Consider the following 17416-nt stretch of genomic DNA (forward strand, 5'->3'; position numbering starts at 1 on the left):
TTTGGCATGGGGGATATTGCCGATGGTTTTGTCACGCAGGGGTGTCGTGCTCGGCGGCCTGGCGCTGGTCGCGGTGGGTGCAACCAGCAATATTGCTCAAGCCGCGGCGGCAAAATCCTTTTTCGCGGGTACCGCCAGCGACAACAATTTTGTCTATCGCAAGACCAACTTCGCCAAGATCGACAAGAGATGGCATCGCCAGATCGTCAAGTATTTCAGCAGCGAGCCGGTCGGCACCGTCGTGGTCGATACCCGCCACCATTTCCTCTACGTCATCATGGAAAACAAGACCGCCATCCGCTACGGCGTCGGCGTCGGTAAGGACGGCTTCAAATGGTACGGCCGCGCGACGATCGACCGCCGCGCGCTGTGGCCGGATTGGGTCCCGCCCCCCGAAATGCGTAAGCGCAGGCCGGAACTACCGCCCATGATCGCAGGCGGCGCGTCCAACAATCCGCTCGGGCCGCGCGCGCTCTATCTGCACCGCGACGGCGCTGACACCGGCTACCGCCTGCATGGCACGCTTGAGCCATGGAGCATCGGCACCGACGCTTCCAGCGGCTGCATCCGCATGTTCCCGGAAGACATCATCGACCTCTACCAGCGCTGCCCGATCGGCACCGCGGTGCAGGTCCTGCCGCACATCGCCGACCAGGCGCCCGCTTCCACCACTGTCGAATGATTGGCGCCTCATGAACCGTATGATTGAAAACACGCGCCGGCTGCTCGCTGCCGGCCTGCTGATGCTGGTCGCATCCTGCTCGACCAGCAACACGCTCGCCCCTTCCACGCCTGACATCACCAACACCGAGGTTGCCGGCTTCCAGAACGTGCAGCCGGGCAGCGAGGAGGATTTTATCCTCAATGTCGGCCGCCGCACCTATTTCACGCAAGGTTCGGCCGCGCTCGATTCTGTCGCCAAGGCCACCCTCGACACCCAGATCGCCTGGTTAACAAAGCATCCGCGCTGGCTGCTCAAGCTGCAGGGTTTCGCCGACGATCCCGGCGCAAGTGAAATGGCGCTGTCGCAGCAGCGCGCCGATGCGGTGATGGACTACCTCGCCGCCGGCGGCATAGACCGCAACCGCATGTGGGCCAAGGGCTACGGCAAGGACAGGCTCGTCCGCGACTGCCCGGACACCGCCTGCAGGTCGCAGAACCGCCGCGTTGTGTCCAATTTGCGCGATGAGAGGGACGAGTCGTAGAGGCTGTCCATGCGGGTTCGGAAGACGAGATCGTGCGCGGTGGCGAGCGCATGCTCGCGCAGATCCTCCACGTTTGCCAGTTCGTCACCTTCGTGATCGGGTATCAGCCGACCGCGGTAACGAATGTTCATGAAGTAACGCAAGTCCGCCACTCATCTCTCTCTCGCTTGATCGGGAACTGGAATACGTTGGAGTATTCCCTCTCGGCGAGCCGTAGGACTGGCCGGCGATCTGTTCCAGCTTCGCTCGATCCCTCATCCCGACGCGACCACGCGTGGCCCTGATCGCACCGGCGCCCTCCAGCATCTGCACTGCAAGTGTCACGCCCGGACGACGCGCGCCCAGCATAATGCTCATGAATTCGTGGGTGATGGGCATGTCGTCCTGCTCTAGCCGGTCGTGCGTCATGAGAAGCCAGCGCGCGAGCCGCTCCTCGACGGAGTAGCCGGCGTTGGCATAGGCCGTCTGACTGACCTGCACGATGAAGGTATGCACGAAACGCAGAAGGAGCGCCCGCAGCGCGGGGCTATGGTCCATAGCGGCCTGTAGCTCGCCCGCCCCAATGCGGAATGCTTCGCCTGCGACCTGGACCAGGCAGGTGTGCGGCGAACGGTCCACGCCGAGCACGATGGGGGCACCCACCAGGCCCTCCGATCCCACCATGCCGACCTCGAACCGTCCTTCCCCGGTGTCGGCGACGATTGAGGCAACCCCATATTCGGGGAAGGTGACATGGGTGATCCTTTGATCGGCTCTGAACAGATGTTCGCGCAGTCCAAACGACACCGCCTCCAGGTGCGGCTGCACCAGGACAAAGTCGTCAGGCGACAACGAAGCCAGCAGACGGTTGCGAAGGATCGATTGCTGAAGCTGAGCCATGCCCACAGCCTCCGTTTTGGAGCAAGAGCACGAGCACACCTCAGCCATTTCTCAGCCGCTTGCGCCCTAACGATCAGCAAGCGATCGTATCCTCCTCAGATCCTTGCGAAGCAATGGTGAACGCATTTTTCAGCGCCAGATCGGAGCTTAGGTACAGATTCGTACCGACATGTCTAAATGCAGACTTGCTTTCCACGGTTCTGGTCTAGAAATGCGTACCAAATCGCTCCTGGTAGTGGTCTTTCCCCAAGACTGATTTCGGCAGTTTGGGCACCAGTAGCCACGTGTCAGCAAGTTCGCTCGCGCGGCCTCGGTGGCAAGCATAACGAAAGGAACCAAGCTGCCAGGGCCAGGTTCGAAGCCGGTGCCTGAAGAGGTCAATCCATGTCGCGCGCGTGTCGCGTGGATTTGCCGAGTGTCGCAGGAAATCCTTGCAAATCACCGGTGGCTGCTTGCAACATGGCGTGAAACACAATCGGCCAGCTTTAAGGGCTAGCCGATTGTCAAGTTTACTTGAGAAATTCTTGGTAGCGGGAGACCGCTACATCGCGACACCCACTATTGAGGGGGCGCTTTTTTGCTATCGTTGGCAAGCGGCCTGACAGCAAATCGAGATCGAGCAACCACGAACTCGACGATGATGGATGGGACGAACTGCGCCGAAAAAGCTGACAAATTCGGATACTTAACGTAAAGCCTTGGGTCATGCGGTACCGAATGCAGTACCGTTCGGGCGATCAACCAACGATTGGCGAAATTTTGAACGGGCTACCATTACCGATGGCCTAAACACCATCTTCGTCCTTCGTTGCCGCAAGAAAGGTTCCCCAACCGCCGGATCAATCCGATCAGCCTGTGCCAACGCGCAACGGCTCCAATACTCAAACGTTTCGGGCGGGACTGAAGAGGTTGATGACTGCCGCACCCGGAGCAGTTCGACGTATTTCCTTATTTCGCTTGGCCTGCTGAAATGCAGCCGCGTTTTTAGAAGGAACGACCATCTGGCAGGACGACGCAAGCACTTGATGGCAAGGCCGTCGAGCGGATGGAGAAAGTCAGCGACGAACAATACCGCCGCTGAACCTTACCGGGCCGCAGCGTCTCGCACTTGGCGAAGTCTTGCGCTGCCGAGTCCTGCAATAGTGACAGGCACGCTGCCAACTCACCCCAGCCAATACCTCGGCCCCGGCCCCTTGCGTCCTGCCATATCGGCAGGGTTCGCAAGGCTACACCGGTCCATCGACAGACAGCCGCAACCGATGCACTCGGTAAGCCCGGACCTCAGGCGCTGCAACTCCGCGATGCGCTGGTCGATGCGCTTAGTCCACTGGCCCGACAACCGCGACCAATCCCGACGCGACGGCACGCGATCGGCTGGCAACTTGGCGAGCTCGGCGCCGATCTCCTCCAGCGTCAGCCCAATTCGCTGCGCGAAGACGATGAAGGCGATCCGGCGCAGCACGGATCGCGGATAGCGTCTGTGTCCCGAGCCGGCCCGCTCGGACGCGATCAGCCCGCGCTCCTCGTAGAAGCGCAGGGCCGATGAGGCGACGCCGCTGCGCCGCGACACGTCGGTGATGGTCAGCATGGAATCCATGCATGAACGAAAGCACGATTCCCGCTTGACTTCAAGTTAACTTGAACTTGTAGCAAGGGCCATAAAGCTTGAAGGAGCACCGGCAATGCAGTCGAATATTGATCTTCAAGGACTTCGCGTGGCGGTCACGGGCGGCACCTCCGGGCTCGGAATGGCGCTTGTGCGGCAGCTGACCGCGCAGGGTGCGTGCGTGGCCTTCGTCGCTCGCACCGCCGCGAATGTCGAACGCATCGCCGACGAGACGGGCGCGCACGGCATTGTCGGCGACGTCGGCAAGAAGGAGGACACCTACTCGATCGCACTACAGGTCACTGCCAGCCTCGGCGGGCTCGACGTCCTGATCAACAATGCCTCGAGCCTCGGCCCTGTCCCTCTGGCGCTCCTCGCCGATACTGAGTGCGAGGAGCTGGAAGTGGCGCTCGCGGTCAACCTGGTCGGCGCGTTCCGGCTGACGAAGGCCCTGTTCGGTGCGCTTGCCGCGTCCGCACGCGAGGGCCGTGGCGCGATGGTGATCAACATCTCCAGCGACGCGGCGGTGAACGCCTATCCCGGCTGGGGCGCGTATGGGGCGAGCAAGGCCGCTCTTGCCCATCTGACGGCGATTTGGGAGGACGAGGCGAAAGCCGACGGCATACGGCTCCTCGCACCCGACCCTGGCGACATGGACACCCCGCTGCACGCGCTAGCGCTTCCTGACGCCGATCCGTCTACATTGAAACGCCCCGAACTGGCTGCTGCCGAGATCATCGAAAAGATGATCGACGCGTTACAGGTCCGCGCTACGCTTCACGCCGGGGCATGCGCATGATTGCCGCCGATCGTTCCGATCGGCGCGCAGCCAGGCTGTTGGTCGTCGAGGCGGACGGCACGATGCGCGACCTGCCGCGCGCTGGAATCGCGACGCTATTCGGTCCCGGCGATCAGGTCGTCGCCAATGACGCCGCGACCTTGCCTGCCAGCTTGCACGGCACGCATGTCCCAAGCGGTGAGGCGATCGAGATCCGCCTGGCGGGCTGGCTGTCACTTCCCGATCCAACCCGTTTCGTGGCGATTGCCTTCGGCTCGGGCGATCACCGCACGCGCACGGAAGACCGGCTGCCTCCACCTCCGCTGTCACCAGGCGATCGCCTCCGGCTCGGCTCGCTTGACGCCGTCGTCGAGCGCCTTCTCGACCATCCACGCCTTCTCGAGTTGCACTTCCCAGGCAACCGCGCAGCGGTGCTTGCAGGACTGGCGCAGCACGGCCGGCCGATCCAATACGCGCATGTTCCCCAGCCGTTGGCACTGTGGGATGTTTGGAGATTGCCGCCGGGCCGGTCGCGTTCGAGGCGCCGTCGGCAGGCTTCGCGCTCGACTGGCGCACGCTCCAAGCCTGGCGTCGGCACGACGTTGGCTTTGCAACACTCACGCATGCTGCGGGCGTGTCTTCCACCGGCGATCCCGCGCTCGACTCGCGCCTTCCCTTCGACGAGCCATACCGCATCCCTGGGCGCACCGCGGCGCAGGTCGCGCGGGCGAAGCTGCGCGGCAGCCGCATCATTGCGATCGGCACAAGCGTAGTGCGCGCACTTGAAGCAGCCGCCAATCCCGGCGGCAATGTGCGTGCCGGAAATGGCATTGCGACAGGGCGCATCGCGCGGGGCACGCGGCTTCGCGTGGTCGATGCGATTCTCACAGGCGTCCACCAGCCCGGCGAAAGCCATTTCGAGCTCCTGCGCGCCTTTGCCGATGATGCTCTGCTCGCTAAGGCCTCCGCAGCCTTCACCGCGTATCGATACCGCGCGCATGAATTCGGCGATTCCATGCTGCTCAATCGCCAACCGCTGCTTCTATCGCGCGAACGGAACCGTGCCGAGGTGCTCGAGACGAAGCCTCTACTCGAGGCGTGGCTATGATGTCGGCAGGTTCGGTGGCATTCCGGGCCGCACCGCGAACGTCAGCTTCGGAGAAGTGGAACAGACCCAAGGTTGATTGACGATTCTCCCCAGGTCCACCCGGTTCCGAACCGGCACAACGCGCCAATTGCCGACCTTTCCGGCGAGTGTACCACTACCCACTGCCGCCCCGAGCATCCCCGACACCGAGCCGTCGGCATGACGTCGACCGATCGCTCCGCCGCGGCCTGGATCGACCAATCGCTGGCCCACGTCGCTGAAGCCATCGGCCGCATGGACGACGATCGGTTCCTGGCCGAGCACCAGTCCGCCCACGATGAACCGCGCTCGCCGTCTGTGGACATGGTTGCCGCGGTGCTTGAGTGGTGGCGCCGGTGGCCGGTGGGGCGCGACGAATGAAGCGCCGGCCCAGTTCAACCTGGGCGACGCCGTTCAAAGCTGGGGGGATCGATCTTCACCAAGCGGTCTGCGGCCTCGACCGCAGCTTGTATCCTGCTGCGCAGCGCGAGATTCTTGGCCAGCATTTCTTCAGTGCGTTGAAGCGCGAGCTCGGTCCGATGGATGCGCTGCCTGGCAATGGCAACTTCCGATGTCAAAATATCGGCCGCTATCCCGTGGCCGTGGGGTTCCATAGTGTCCATCAGTTTCTAATACATGGGGGGCGATATCGTTCCCTGATATCGGGCGAGCGGGGTGCCGCCGTTCCTCTATCAGTGATGAGCGCTGCCAATATGGTCCGGCCGTCTTTGCAGCCGCGACAGGCGCGATGGGCCGAATGACCAACGCGCTCCCTGTCAAAACAGCGCCAGAAACAAGGCGCCCCCCTCGATCCATCCTGATGCGGCCCGATGAAGTGCGGGATATCAAATCAGCCGCCGACTATGCTGGCCGCGATGACAGGACCATTCGTCGTTGGGCAACGCGATATGGGATCGGGCGCCAGAGTGGACGAGGTGCGCCCCATCGAAATTAGCCTGCCAGCCTTGGAAATGGTTGCACGGCAAATTGGAGGCGCTGGAGACGCTGCGGGCCGGCGACAGATCAAATCGATGCTGCGGCCGCGCTCGAGTTTCAAACGGGCAACCGGCGTTGGAGACGGTCGCCCGGCCGCTTCACGTAACGGCGCGGCGGGCGAACGCCGCCGCGTCAACCCAGGGGTAGCACATCGCCGTTCCGATCAAGTTCCTCCGCGACGACACGTCGGCCCGGTTCCTCGACAACCGCATATCCTCGTCGGGCGCCTCCATAGATTCGTTGAACCAACGACTGGAAAGGATCGGTGTTTCGCGTTCCGTTAGAGTCGCAAGAGCGTGGGGTGAGCGGTACTACATCCACCCGGCCAGACGCCATTCCAACCGCTGATCCGTCTCGACGCTTTCGGCCGCCTCGGCCGTCTCGCTAGGTCGCTTCGCCCGGCTTATGGAAGTTCGATCTCGCCGTCCACCACGTGGTTAAGGCCGGTGCCTTCCGCCGTCAGCGTCATGCGGACCTTCAGCTTCTTGCCGCCGATTTGCCCTTCGCGCACCGTCTCCTCGATCTTGCGCTGAGAGGTGACGCCGACTTCCTTCAGGAACTTGCGGATCGACATGTTGACGGCGTCTTCGCTCATGGCGGAACTCCTCTGTATCCGGAAGGGATTGTAAGGGAAGGCAAGGGATCAAGGAAGCAGGACGGTGACGCACGGGTTTATAGAAATAGACCTGGAGCCGGGTGGAGACGTCGGGTCCTTAAACTTGATCGGCCCCTGGCAGGAGGAGTGGAACCGATCGACGTCTTGCGCAGAAGGAGCACTATGACGGCTATCTCGGCCTTGCTCTGACCGATCAGGAAAAGAGTGATCTGATCGAGTACCTCAATCGATCTGATCAGCACTCGGCGCTTCTTTGGGTTCGATTGGGAGGAAAGATCATTAAAGAAGATCGTGGTGAGGTAATTGCGGGTCGGCACAACAGGCCAAGCGCTGTCTCGCCGGAAACTTCTTAAGGTGTCGATGACCGGCGCGGGCGATTGCAGGTGCAGGTGGGCTTGCTTCCTGCATGACAGGTCAGCCTGCGGCGCGGCGCCGAAACAACCCCAAAGCCTGTGGCGCTTTATTAGGATGTTCCAAACAAACGTCGCCGCTGGGCCGGGTGCTCCCATTTCCTGAAGCCGAATGCATCCGAGATTGTCGCAGGTGAAATCAGCCCCGATGGTTGGTGCCGCTTTTACAAAGCACGGCCTGCCTGATCGGCAGAGCCCAGCGGAGACTTTCGTTGTCTGCTGCGCTGGCGGGTGATGGTCTGCAGGCCTCGCGTCGAGGATGTCGGGTCACATTAGGCATTCGACAAGTCCGGAGTCAGAGCCGAAGTGATCGATCACCTTTCCAACATTTGCCTTCCCGATTGATCCCTCCCGGTGGGTCAAGCAACCCAAATATCAGCGTTCCTCTGGCGGCTTGACGTTCTGGAACTGCATCAGCAGCAGCAGATCATAAATGATTTTGAGTGTGCCGCAGATCAGGAGGGGCCATGCCCGGAACGAGGCAGCGAACAGAGCGCCCGCCAGGGCGGGACTGGCTGCGGCAGCCAAACTGCGAGGTACCGATGTGAAGCTCGCGGCTGCTGCCCGCTCCGCCTCCGTGACGACCGCCATGACGTAAGATGAGCGCGTCGGGACGTCCATCTGCGAAAGCGCGGCACGGATCAGCAGCAGGGCGAGCGCCAGAGGGAGCGTCGGCGCAAGCGCCGCCAGCATCAGGGCGATGCTGGACGGAATGTGTGTGAACACCATCGTGTTGATGAGTCCGATGTGCCGCGACAGCCAGGCGGCAACGGGGAATGAGAACGCCGAAAGGACGCCGGACCAGAAGAAGAAAAAGCCCGCTTCCGAAAGCGACAGGTCGAATTTTTCGAAAAGCCACAGGGCAAGCAACGACTGGACGAGGAAGCCGCCTGCAAAGGCATCAAGGCTAAAAAGGGCCGCAAGCCTGAAAACGATATTCCGCGAGGGGCCAAGCGCGGACGTGCTGCCGGAGTCCGACGTTGGACGGCGCTGCGGGATCTGCGCGTAAAGGAGACCGCCGAGCAGGCCCAGCAACGCATAGAGCACGAACATCGCCTTGATGCCGGTGAGTTGATCGAGGCCGGCTGGAGCCAGAAGATCAGGTGTCGCCGAAGCGAGCGCGCCAACCGCGGCTGCGAGCGCACCCACAAGGCTGTAGCGCGCGAACATCTTGGTCCGCGCGGCGTCGGTGACTTCGCGTGTTAGCACGGCATGCTCTAAGGGCACGAATACGCTGACGCTGCCGGCCGACGGGTTGATGGTGCCTGCGAAGGCGATCACCAAAAGCAGCGCGTAGTCGTGGACGACAGCAAAGGCCACACCCGTGGCGACCATCAGACTGGCGGCGGCAAGCAGGAGTTGGCGGTGATCGTGTCGGGCACCAAGGAGTCCGACGGCGATGGTCAAGAGCGCTGAACCGAGCAGCGATGCGGTTGCAATGATGCCGACCTGCAGAGTCGCGAAGCCTAATGCGAGGAGATAGACCGGCAACAGAACGGCCACGAAGCCGTCGCCCATGTCCCGCAGGGCTCGGGCCGCAAAAAGAAAAGTCGCCGGGCGGATCTGCTGCACTGATCTAGCCTGACCTCATCACCTGCATTGGCGTCACCGGCTTTGGCAGCGTCGCTCGACAGGGCCGGAAGGATCATGACGGAGTCGCATTAGACATTCCAGCGAGGCGAATATCGGATTCAATCCTCGGGCTACCGCCCAACAATGCTGAATCATATCGTGTCAACGGCTTGCAACGACCGAAGACGCAACTGGTGCATATTGCACTTGGCTGTCAAGGTCGGGAAGAAGGGTCGGATCGCGAAGTTCCCCGCCGCATTGAACGTCCCAAGATGGCGCATAGTGCCGTTTCGGAACCGGGTGGACCGGGGGCAGGATCGCCAATCAACCTGAGATCATGTTGCAACCAAGTTCGAATGTCGCGTTGCTGGCAAGTAGAAATGTCGCATTGGGACGTTTCAGGGGTAGGCGCCAAGTCAGGATTGCGGGGTGACGTGCATCCTGGCTTCGCCGTGAGCGCCCGATCGGGGGCGATCAAGTATGGCACTTCGGCTTTACTAGCTTTGAGAGCGGCCACTTGCGCGCGAGCTTCGTTGGCCGGTGTCGGTTGCGGGTGATCCGATATTCGTCCAGCATCGCGACGACATCTGCAATGCGAAGCTTGGCGAAGAGTTTGACAACGCAGATCAGCGCAAGATGTCCGACAGGCTCTCGGGCTTCTTCTCGCCAAGCGAGAGATCAAGGCCGGACAGAAGTTCGACGAGATGGCTTCGCATCAGGTCGGACGCGTTTTGTGCGTCGTGCTTTTCGATGGCATCGACGAGGGCGTGATGGGCGTGGCTTTCGCAGGTGGTGTCGCGGCGGCGCCAGTAGAGCGCGATGATCAGCGACGACCGCGACAGCAGGTCTTTGACGAAACCGGTCAGGATAGAATGGCCGGCGATTTCGGCGATGCCGACATGGAATTTTGCCGACAGCATGATGGCGTCGCTGTCGCGGCCGGCATGCAGGGCCTCGTGCTCTTTTTCGAGATGAAGCCGCAGTTGCGCGATCTCGGCCGGCTTTGCCACTTCGGCGGCAAGCGCCGCGACCTTGGGCTCGATCAGCGCCCGCGCCTCGAACACCTCGCGCGCTTCCTGCTTGGTCGGCTGGGCGACGAACGCGCCGCGGTTCGGCTCGAGCCGAGCCAAGCGGTCATGCGACAGCGCCTGCAGCGCCGCGCGTATCACCGCGCGGCTCACCGAATAGATCGAGGCGAGTTCGTCCTCGGGTAGTTTTGTGCCCGGTGCGAGGCGGTGGCTGACGATGGCGTCGCGCAGGCCGGCATAGACCGGAAACCAGCGCATCGTCGGCTTGTCGCCATCCCGTGGCTTTGGCCCAAGCAGGTCCATCGTCTCATTGTCCCGGCGGCCGGATCGCATAGCGGCACGAACACCGCGTTTCCGGCCGCACATCGAACATCCTGTGTGGGAATGTCAACAATTTTGCACGCATCAGGATACACGGCCGGAGGGCGAAAAGGGCGCAAAGATTCCGGCGAAGGATTTTTCGAGTGGAACCTGGTAGCCGCCGCGCTTTGAGGTCGACAGGCCAAGGCCGACGAGGCTCTCGCAGAGTTTTACTGCGCAGGCGACGCCGTCGAGCACGGGAAGGCTATGTTCGCGGCTGAGCGCGGCGGCGAGGTCGGCCATGCCGGCGCATCCCAGCACAATCGCTTCGGCCCGGTCGTCGCGGATGGCGCGCTCGATCTCCTCCGAAATTCGATGGCGGGCGTTGGAGCCGGGCACTTCGAGCTCCAGAACGGGAACGTCGCTTGCCCGCACCCTGGCGCAGCGGCTGGCGAGGCCGTAGCGAACCAGATTGTGCTCGATCGCCGGCACCGAACGCGACAGCGTCGTCACCACGCTGAATTTGCCGGCAATCAGGCTCGCCATGTGAAACGCCGCTTCGCCGATGCCGACCACCGGCATCTCGCGGACGCAGCGTACTGCGTCGAGGCCGGTGTCGTCGAAGCAGGCGATGACGCAGGCGCTCGCCGCCGGATGTCTCTGGATCTCGCCGATCATTCCCGGGATGGCGAAGACCTCGTCGAAATAGCCTTCGACGCTCGGCGGCCCGTCCTTCGGATTGACGGCGATGATCCTGGTGCCGGCCGAAGCCGCGCGGCGCGCCGCCTCGCCGATCTTTTCGGTCATGGACGCGGTGGTGTTCGGATTGACGACGAGTACGTCCATTTGCGCTTTCATATTTCGCCGCCGAGATAGAGTTTCTTGACCCGGTCGTCGCCAAGCAGCTCAGCCGAATGTCCGGCCAGCGCGATCTTTCCGGTCGTCAGTGCGTAGGCGCGCTGCGAGATGCGCAGCGCCATGCGCGAATTCTGCTCGACCAAGAGAACACTGACCTTTTCGTCGCGATTGATCGCCACGATGGAGCGGGCGATGTCCTGAACGAGCTTCGGCGCGACGCCGAGCGAGGGTTCATCGAGCAGCAGAAGCTTCGGTTTGGCCATCAGCGCCCGCCCGATCACCAGCATCTGCTGTTCGCCGCCGCTCATCGTACCCGCCGTCTGGGAATAGCGTTCCTTCAGGCGCGGGAAGCGCCCGAGCACCATGTCCAGCGTCCTTGCGATTTCGGCCTTGTCGATGCGGGTGAAGGCGCCCATCATCAGATTGTCGCGCACCGTCATGTAGGAAAAGACGCGCCGACCCTCCGGCACCATGGCGATGCCCATCCTGACCAGCTCGTCAGGGCGCGTTCCGTCGATGCGGTGGCCCTGGAAATGAATCTCGCCGCTGCGGACCTTCTTCAGGCCGGTGATGGCGCGCAGGATCGAAGATTTGCCCGCGCCGTTCGCGCCGATTAGCGCGACGGTCTCGCCCTCGTTGACGTTGAGCGATACACCCTTCAGTGCATAGACATGGTCGTAGTAGAGTTCGACGTCGGAGACTTTCAGCAGTTCGCTCATGGCTAAAATCCGATCGTCTCATCTTCGGCGCCGAGGTAGGCCTCGATGACCTTTTCGTTCTCCTGGATTTCCTTCGGCGTTCCCTCGGCGATTTTCACACCGAAGTTCAGGACGACGATTCGGTCGGAAATGTTCATGACGGCGGGCATATCGTGCTCGACCAGCAGGACAGTCACGCCGCGCTTCCGCACGCCGCGCACCATCTCCACCGTGCGCACGGTTTCGTCATGGTTCATGCCGGCGAAGGGCTCGTCGAGTAGAAGCACGGTCGGATTCGTGGCGAGCCCGATGGCAATCCCGAGCGCGCGCAGATGGCCGTGCGGCAGCGTGCTGGCGATCTCATGCCGTTGCGCGCCGAGACCGAGGAAGTCGATGATCTCGTCGGCCGAGCGGCCGAATTCATCTTCGTCGCGCCGTGCGGTATTCGTGCCGAGATAGAAGCCGGCAAGGCTGGCACTGGAACGCAGGTGATGCGCGATTATGACATTGTCGCGCACCGTCATGCCCTTGAAGATCGTCGTCTCCTGGAACGTGCGCACGACGCCCTTCCGGGCGACGATATGCGGCGCCAGGCCTGAAATCCGCTCTCCCCGGAACAGCACTTCGCCCGAGGTCGGATTGAGAAAAGAGGAAATCAGCTTGAACAGCGTCGATTTGCCGGCGCCGTTGGGGCCGATGACGGAAAGGATCTCGCGTTCGCGGACCGCGAAGGAAACATTGTTGACCGCGACCAGCCCGCCGAAGCGTTTGGTCACTGCCTTGATCTGGAGAAGGTCAGTCATGGTCCTAGCCCTGCTTCTTGCCGAACAGCCGGAGGCTGAGCAGGCCGTTGGGAAGGAACAGCATCAGCGCGATCAGCACCGACGAGAAGATCAGCAACTGGAACTCGCCGGTCTCGAACAGGAAATCCCAGCCGAAATAGAGCACGAAGGTGCCGATCATCGGCCCGAAGACGTAGCTGAGCCCGCCGAGGAAGCAGTTCAGCATGAAGTTCACCGAGTCGGTGACGGTGAAGCTGGACGGATAGATCGACTGAGAGATGGCGACGAACATCGCGCCGCCGAGACCGCCGAGGAACGAGGAGATGGCGTAGGCGATGACGCGCAGATAGGCGATATTGACGCCGATCGAGGAGGCCAGTTCCTCGTTCTGCTGCAACGACTGGCAGAGTTTGCCGATGCGCGAATGGACTAGGCGGTAGAGCGCTGCAAAGCACAGCACCATCAGCACAACCGACACCAGATAGAAGGCGGGACGCGGATTGGCGAGCGTCGCGAAATCCGGAAGGATGGTCAGCCCGAATATCGAGATGCCGCCGGGGAGCGGAATGCTGACCATGCCCTTGGCTCCGTTGGTGATCGGCAGTGCCAGTGCGAGCAGCCGCGCCACTTCGGTCAAAACCAGCGTGACCATGGCGAAATAGACGCCGCGAAGCCTGAGGATGGGCAGCCCGATCAGCACGCTTGCAGCGGCGCAGAATAGCCCAGCCAGCGGCAGTGTCAGCCAGAACGACACACCATACTGGACGACAAGGATGGCCGAAACATAGCCGCCCATAAGCGCGAAGGCACCCTGGCCGATATTGATGCGGCCGATGTAGAAAGTCACCCACACCCCGGCGCTGGCGATGCTGAGCAGCGCGACCGAAGTCAGCGTGTAGTAGAGGTCGAGCCGACCCGTCGCCTCGATCAGCCAGGGCACGCCGATGAGTACGACCAGCAGGAAGACAGCGACGCCGAGGATGTTGCGTGTACGCTTCATGTCGATCACCCCCACGGCTTGCCCATGAGCCCGTTCGGGCGGATGCTCAGGAACACCATCAGCGCGGCGAAGATGACGAGATAAGTGACGTCGCCATATTGGCGTAGCACCGTCAGGCCGACCGATTCCATCATGCCGAGGATGAAGCCGCCGGCGATCGCTCCGCTGACCACGCCGGCGCCGCCGATCATCACCATCAAGAACGCCTTGATCGAGATCGGCCCGCCGATGCCCGAATTGACGCCGGTGATGGCGACCAGCAGCCCGCCGACTATGCCGGCAAGCATGGCGCCGAGCGCAAAGCCGATCATCGAATAGCGGTCGACCTCGACGCCCATAAGCTGTGCCGCGACCCGGTCCTGCGCCAGCGCCCGCATGGCGCGTCCCGGCTTGCTGTACTGCATGAAAAGCACGAAGGAGGCGATGAACAGTATGGCGAGTGCGCCGACCAGCAGCCGGTCGTAAGGCATTATGAGGCTGTCGGAGACGAAGACGCCGTTGACGATCTTCGGCACGCCGCGCTGCTTTTCGCCGAACAGGAGGAGGATCACGGCGTCGAGGAAGAATGCGACCGCCGCCGCGAGAAGCATCGTACTTTCCTCCCGCACGCTTCGCCTAATCACCGTTCTGAAAAGGAATTTCTCGACCAGCGCTCCAATGACCAGCAGCGTGATCCCGGACGCGACGAGCGCGACGACGAAAGGCATGCCGAGCTGGCCATAGACGGTGTAGGTGATGAAGCCACCGAGAACGTACATCTGCCCATGGGCAAAGTTTAGCACGTTCATCAGAGCGAAGATCAGGGTCAGACCGAGCGCGATCAAGGCGTATTGCGCACCAAGATAAAGCCCGTTGGCGATGACTTGTTCCATCAGGATGGTTCCCGGCCATTCAGAGGCTCAAGGCGAATGCACGAGCCTCTGCGGCAATCCGCTTCAGTGCAATTGCGTCAATCGACTTGAGCGACGAAGAGCGTCTCGAACTTGCCGTCGCGGTATTCCGTGACCACCATCGGGACCGAAAGCTGGCGCTTCTGGCCAAACGACGTCATTCCGACATAGGTCAGCTTGGCATCGCCCTTCAGATAGGGATTGGGCGCCGAGAAAGTGTCGATCGTCTTCTTGAACTCCTCGACATTGTCGATCGCGGCCGGATTCGCCTTCAGCGTCTCGATGATGTATTCGAGCGCGTAGACCTTGGTGTTGGACTCGTCATTGTATTCGCCGAACATTTTCGTATAGCGGTCGACGAACTCCTTCATCATGTCGGACGCGATTTCGGGCGTCGATGCGCCGCCGACTGAGATGAAGCCGTTGGCCAACTCGCCCGCGCCCTCTTCCAGCACCTTGGCATCCTGCGCCGTTTCGGTGGAGATCAGACCTTCGTAGCCGAGCTCGCGCGCGGCGCGGATCAGCAGCGGAGCATTGCCGGGCGCGACACCCGAAAGCACCAGCAGGTCCGGTTTTTGCAAAACGATCGGCGTCAGTACCGGCGTGAAGTCGCGGGTATCGTTTTGGTAGACGTCCGTGGCAGCCACAACCTCAAGCCCGAGCGCCTTTGCCGCGGCAACACCGCCATCTCGCTGGCTCAGCGGATCGGATTCGTTGGCGGCGACAAAGGCAACTTTTTTCACGCCCCTGTTTTCCATGAGATATTTGTAGATCGCCGGAGCTGACTGGTAGTTGGCGATCATGCCGAGCACGGCGTTGGACGCCGGCGAGGTGTAGAGTTCCTTCGGGAATGCGTAGGGAAAATAGATGATGCCCTTGGATTCAGCCACAGGACGCACCGCCGCCGCGCCGTCGTCGACATTCGGACCGACGACATAGTGGATGCCCTCCTGGGCCATCTTCTCCATGCCGGCGATCGCCCGCTTCGGGTCCTTCTGATCGTCAAAGGTGACGATTTTGATGTCATAGGTCTCGTCACCAATCTTCACACCTCCGGTTTCGTTGATCCAGGCGGCGCGCGTCTGCATCGAGCGGACGTTGGATGTGCCCCACGCAGCGGCCGCGCCACTCGTCACGCCGACAAAGCCGATCTTGAGTTCCTTGTTGGCGGCTTGCACTGTGATTGTGCCGCCGGCCATGATTGCCAGCGCAGAGACGGCGCCGAGTGCGGCGAATGTGATTATTGAACGTCTGTTGATCATTGTTCTTTCCCCTTTGGAGGCCGCGCATTGTTGCGACAGAACTCGACCGATACGCGGACTTTTGTGAGTCAAGGCTCAAATCAATTATCTGTCAACAAAACTTTTACAGATTGTTGACAATCTTATGCGGTCGTAGATGAAGGACGTAGGACCGAAACGGCTTCGTGTCGGCGAGGGTGCGGCATCCACAAAATAGGATTATATTCCGCCGTCAAGGCACATAGACTTCGTCCCGCCCTCAGCGCATGCTCGTATCGGGGAGCTGAAGGGCAACATGGACGCGATCAACGCACACCGACGAAAGGGCGGCTGTGTTGCCGGCACATTGTAAGCCGTTCCAACGTTAAAATTGTCGGCTTGCTTCCCGCCCCTCGCGACTGCGGGGTGGTCGTTTAATCGATTGACTCGCGTAATGCACCGGCAGTTAATCTCCCCGCCAGGGCAAAAAGAGGGGCTATGAAACTGGGAGCAAACGATGACTATCCAAAAAGAAGACTATCGAACCAACAGAGCCGACGACGCCACAGCTGCGATGCATAGCCGAGCGACCGCTGAGGGCGATCGTGACGATTTGGTGGCGAGGAAAAAGTCCCTGTGGGTAACAGATCGGCGATCTGCAAAATTGGCTGCAAACCCGTCAGAAAGCTCGCCAGAACCCAAGGCAAAAGCGCGCGGTAAGTGAATCGTGCCAGCCACTTTCTTACCGCCGCGTACTTCGTTCGCATGGTTCAAGTACATTAGATTTGTCTAATGTACTAACCAGTCAGTCGAGCATTCCCGAACGCTCGCTGGTCAGGCCAAGCGGCCCCCTAACCCAAGCTGCTGGGCCGCCCCCTAAGGAAGTGCGTGTATCCCTGAGGCGGTCGTCGGTGACCCGCCTCCGTACCGCGGCCGGGATCGCAACCACGTCATCGACCCAACGCCCCGCATCGGTACCGCTCAAACGAATGGCAATTTTCTGTCCAGATGCGTTTAGTATCCATTCTCGGGAGACCCACGCGTGGTCGCGTGGGAGACAAGTGACTCCCCTTTAAAGGCATCGAGATGCTACGAGCGCTGAAAAGTCAGTTCCTTAGACCTAAAGATCGGGCGATTTGCCAGCGGGTTGTCGACCAGATAACCGCCGACGCTAAATGGTACAGCACTTCGATAGACGGTCAGATTCTGGTCTCGACCACGCTGAATCTCTTTCAATCAGGGGTCGTAAACGAAACGAATTTGCTGGCACATGTTCGCGCGCGGCGCCACGACTTCACTAAACTGACAGCCTAGCTCCACCCGGGCGGAAACAGCGCGCTAAGCTGACGATGAGCTGGTCTACCTTATAGTCACTGCGGCCCCGGCCTTCGGACTGTCAGTCGCGTTCGACCTCCACGAATAGTCCTCCCGGCAGCCCATTGGTTCGGCCTC

The 17416-nt window shown here is 61.4% G+C and carries 19 protein-coding genes and 2 pseudogenes; 6 read left to right on the forward strand and 15 right to left on the reverse strand.

Annotated elements, in window-relative coordinates:
- The first annotated feature begins 22 nt into the window (after positions 1 to 22).
- Positions 23 to 682, forward strand: coding sequence for a L,D-transpeptidase (locus NKI79_RS04340; RefSeq protein WP_254817044.1), 660 nt, complete (start codon positions 23 to 25; stop codon positions 680 to 682).
- A 10-nt stretch (positions 683 to 692) separates the two neighbouring features.
- Positions 693 to 1205: an OmpA family protein gene (locus tag NKI79_RS04345; RefSeq protein WP_352478386.1), complete on the forward strand. Its 513-nt coding sequence runs from the start codon at positions 693 to 695 to the stop codon at positions 1203 to 1205.
- Here the strand turns inward: NKI79_RS04345 and NKI79_RS33190 are convergent.
- The 3 genes from NKI79_RS33190 to soxR form a co-directional block, all read right to left on the reverse strand.
- The gene (locus NKI79_RS33190; RefSeq protein WP_502894195.1) at positions 1103 to 1336 is read right to left on the reverse strand and encodes a DUF6894 family protein; all 234 of its coding nucleotides are present in this window, start codon (positions 1334 to 1336) and stop codon (positions 1103 to 1105) included. The genes NKI79_RS04345 and NKI79_RS33190 overlap by 103 nt on opposite strands.
- The gene (locus NKI79_RS04350) at positions 1290 to 2084 is read right to left on the reverse strand and encodes a Crp/Fnr family transcriptional regulator (RefSeq protein WP_352506254.1); all 795 of its coding nucleotides are present in this window, start codon (positions 2082 to 2084) and stop codon (positions 1290 to 1292) included. Before NKI79_RS04350 ends, NKI79_RS33190 begins: the two co-directional genes overlap by 47 nt.
- Positions 2085 to 3246: 1162 nt before the next feature.
- Positions 3247 to 3672, reverse strand: coding sequence for a redox-sensitive transcriptional activator SoxR (soxR, locus tag NKI79_RS04355; RefSeq protein ID WP_502895522.1), 426 nt, complete (start codon positions 3670 to 3672; stop codon positions 3247 to 3249).
- Positions 3673 to 3766: 94 nt separating this feature from the next.
- Here soxR and NKI79_RS04360 point away from each other — a divergent pair, with 94 nt between their 5' ends.
- Positions 3767 to 4489, forward strand: coding sequence for an SDR family NAD(P)-dependent oxidoreductase (locus tag NKI79_RS04360; protein WP_352800081.1), 723 nt, complete (start codon positions 3767 to 3769; stop codon positions 4487 to 4489).
- A gap of 62 nt (positions 4490 to 4551) precedes the next feature.
- Positions 4552 to 4767 (forward strand): annotated as a pseudogene (locus NKI79_RS33195) (S-adenosylmethionine:tRNA ribosyltransferase-isomerase); the annotation flags it as partial.
- A 27-nt stretch (positions 4768 to 4794) separates the two neighbouring features.
- Here NKI79_RS33195 and NKI79_RS04370 read toward each other — a convergent pair.
- Positions 4795 to 4947 carry a hypothetical protein gene (locus NKI79_RS04370; RefSeq protein WP_352800185.1) on the reverse strand — a complete coding sequence of 51 codons (153 nt, stop codon included), beginning with the start codon at positions 4945 to 4947 and terminating at the stop codon, positions 4795 to 4797.
- Positions 4948 to 4976: 29 nt separating this feature from the next.
- Between NKI79_RS04370 and NKI79_RS04375 the strand changes: the two genes are divergently transcribed.
- Both NKI79_RS04375 and NKI79_RS04380 read left to right on the forward strand, forming a co-directional pair.
- On the forward strand, positions 4977 to 5576 hold the full coding sequence (locus tag NKI79_RS04375) for an S-adenosylmethionine:tRNA ribosyltransferase-isomerase (RefSeq protein ID WP_352800083.1): 600 nt from the start codon (positions 4977 to 4979) through the stop codon (positions 5574 to 5576).
- Between the two features lie 198 nt (positions 5577 to 5774).
- Positions 5775 to 5975: a hypothetical protein gene (locus NKI79_RS04380; protein WP_352478394.1), complete on the forward strand. Its 201-nt coding sequence runs from the start codon at positions 5775 to 5777 to the stop codon at positions 5973 to 5975.
- A 14-nt stretch (positions 5976 to 5989) separates the two neighbouring features.
- Here the strand turns inward: NKI79_RS04380 and NKI79_RS04385 are convergent, their stop codons facing one another.
- From NKI79_RS04385 to NKI79_RS04435, 11 genes and pseudogenes are all read right to left on the reverse strand, one after another.
- Positions 5990 to 6217 (reverse strand): hypothetical protein, encoded by a 228-nt coding sequence (locus tag NKI79_RS04385; RefSeq protein WP_352800085.1) that lies wholly within the window; start codon positions 6215 to 6217, stop codon positions 5990 to 5992.
- A 477-nt stretch (positions 6218 to 6694) separates the two neighbouring features.
- Positions 6695 to 6815, reverse strand: a pseudogene (locus tag NKI79_RS04390) (AAA family ATPase); the annotation flags it as partial.
- 178 nt (positions 6816 to 6993) lie between these two features.
- On the reverse strand, positions 6994 to 7185 hold the full coding sequence (locus tag NKI79_RS04395) for a DUF6494 family protein (protein ID WP_023679340.1): 192 nt from the start codon (positions 7183 to 7185) through the stop codon (positions 6994 to 6996).
- Positions 7186 to 7991: 806 nt separating this feature from the next.
- The gene (locus tag NKI79_RS04400; protein WP_352647719.1) at positions 7992 to 9134 is read right to left on the reverse strand and encodes an MFS transporter; all 1143 of its coding nucleotides are present in this window, start codon (positions 9132 to 9134) and stop codon (positions 7992 to 7994) included.
- 680 nt (positions 9135 to 9814) lie between these two features.
- Complete coding sequence (locus tag NKI79_RS04405; RefSeq protein WP_352478397.1) at positions 9815 to 10519, reverse strand: GntR family transcriptional regulator; 705 nt, start codon at positions 10517 to 10519, stop codon at positions 9815 to 9817.
- A 102-nt stretch (positions 10520 to 10621) separates the two neighbouring features.
- On the reverse strand, positions 10622 to 11362 hold the full coding sequence (locus NKI79_RS04410; protein WP_352800087.1) for an aspartate/glutamate racemase family protein: 741 nt from the start codon (positions 11360 to 11362) through the stop codon (positions 10622 to 10624).
- 8 nt (positions 11363 to 11370) lie between these two features.
- Positions 11371 to 12093: an ABC transporter ATP-binding protein gene (locus tag NKI79_RS04415; RefSeq protein ID WP_352478401.1), complete on the reverse strand. Its 723-nt coding sequence runs from the start codon at positions 12091 to 12093 to the stop codon at positions 11371 to 11373.
- Between the two features lie 2 nt (positions 12094 to 12095).
- Complete coding sequence (locus NKI79_RS04420; protein WP_352800090.1) at positions 12096 to 12875, reverse strand: ABC transporter ATP-binding protein; 780 nt, start codon at positions 12873 to 12875, stop codon at positions 12096 to 12098.
- Positions 12876 to 12879: 4 nt separating this feature from the next.
- Positions 12880 to 13854: a branched-chain amino acid ABC transporter permease gene (locus NKI79_RS04425; protein WP_352506249.1), complete on the reverse strand. Its 975-nt coding sequence runs from the start codon at positions 13852 to 13854 to the stop codon at positions 12880 to 12882.
- A 5-nt stretch (positions 13855 to 13859) separates the two neighbouring features.
- The gene (locus NKI79_RS04430) at positions 13860 to 14726 is read right to left on the reverse strand and encodes a branched-chain amino acid ABC transporter permease (RefSeq protein ID WP_352478406.1); all 867 of its coding nucleotides are present in this window, start codon (positions 14724 to 14726) and stop codon (positions 13860 to 13862) included.
- A 77-nt stretch (positions 14727 to 14803) separates the two neighbouring features.
- Complete coding sequence (locus NKI79_RS04435; RefSeq protein WP_352800092.1) at positions 14804 to 16006, reverse strand: ABC transporter substrate-binding protein; 1203 nt, start codon at positions 16004 to 16006, stop codon at positions 14804 to 14806.
- Between the last annotated feature and the right edge of the window lie 1410 nt (positions 16007 to 17416).

This window comes from Mesorhizobium sp. M0340 (assembly GCF_040321535.1).
Classification (GTDB): Bacteria; Pseudomonadota; Alphaproteobacteria; order Rhizobiales; family Rhizobiaceae; genus Mesorhizobium.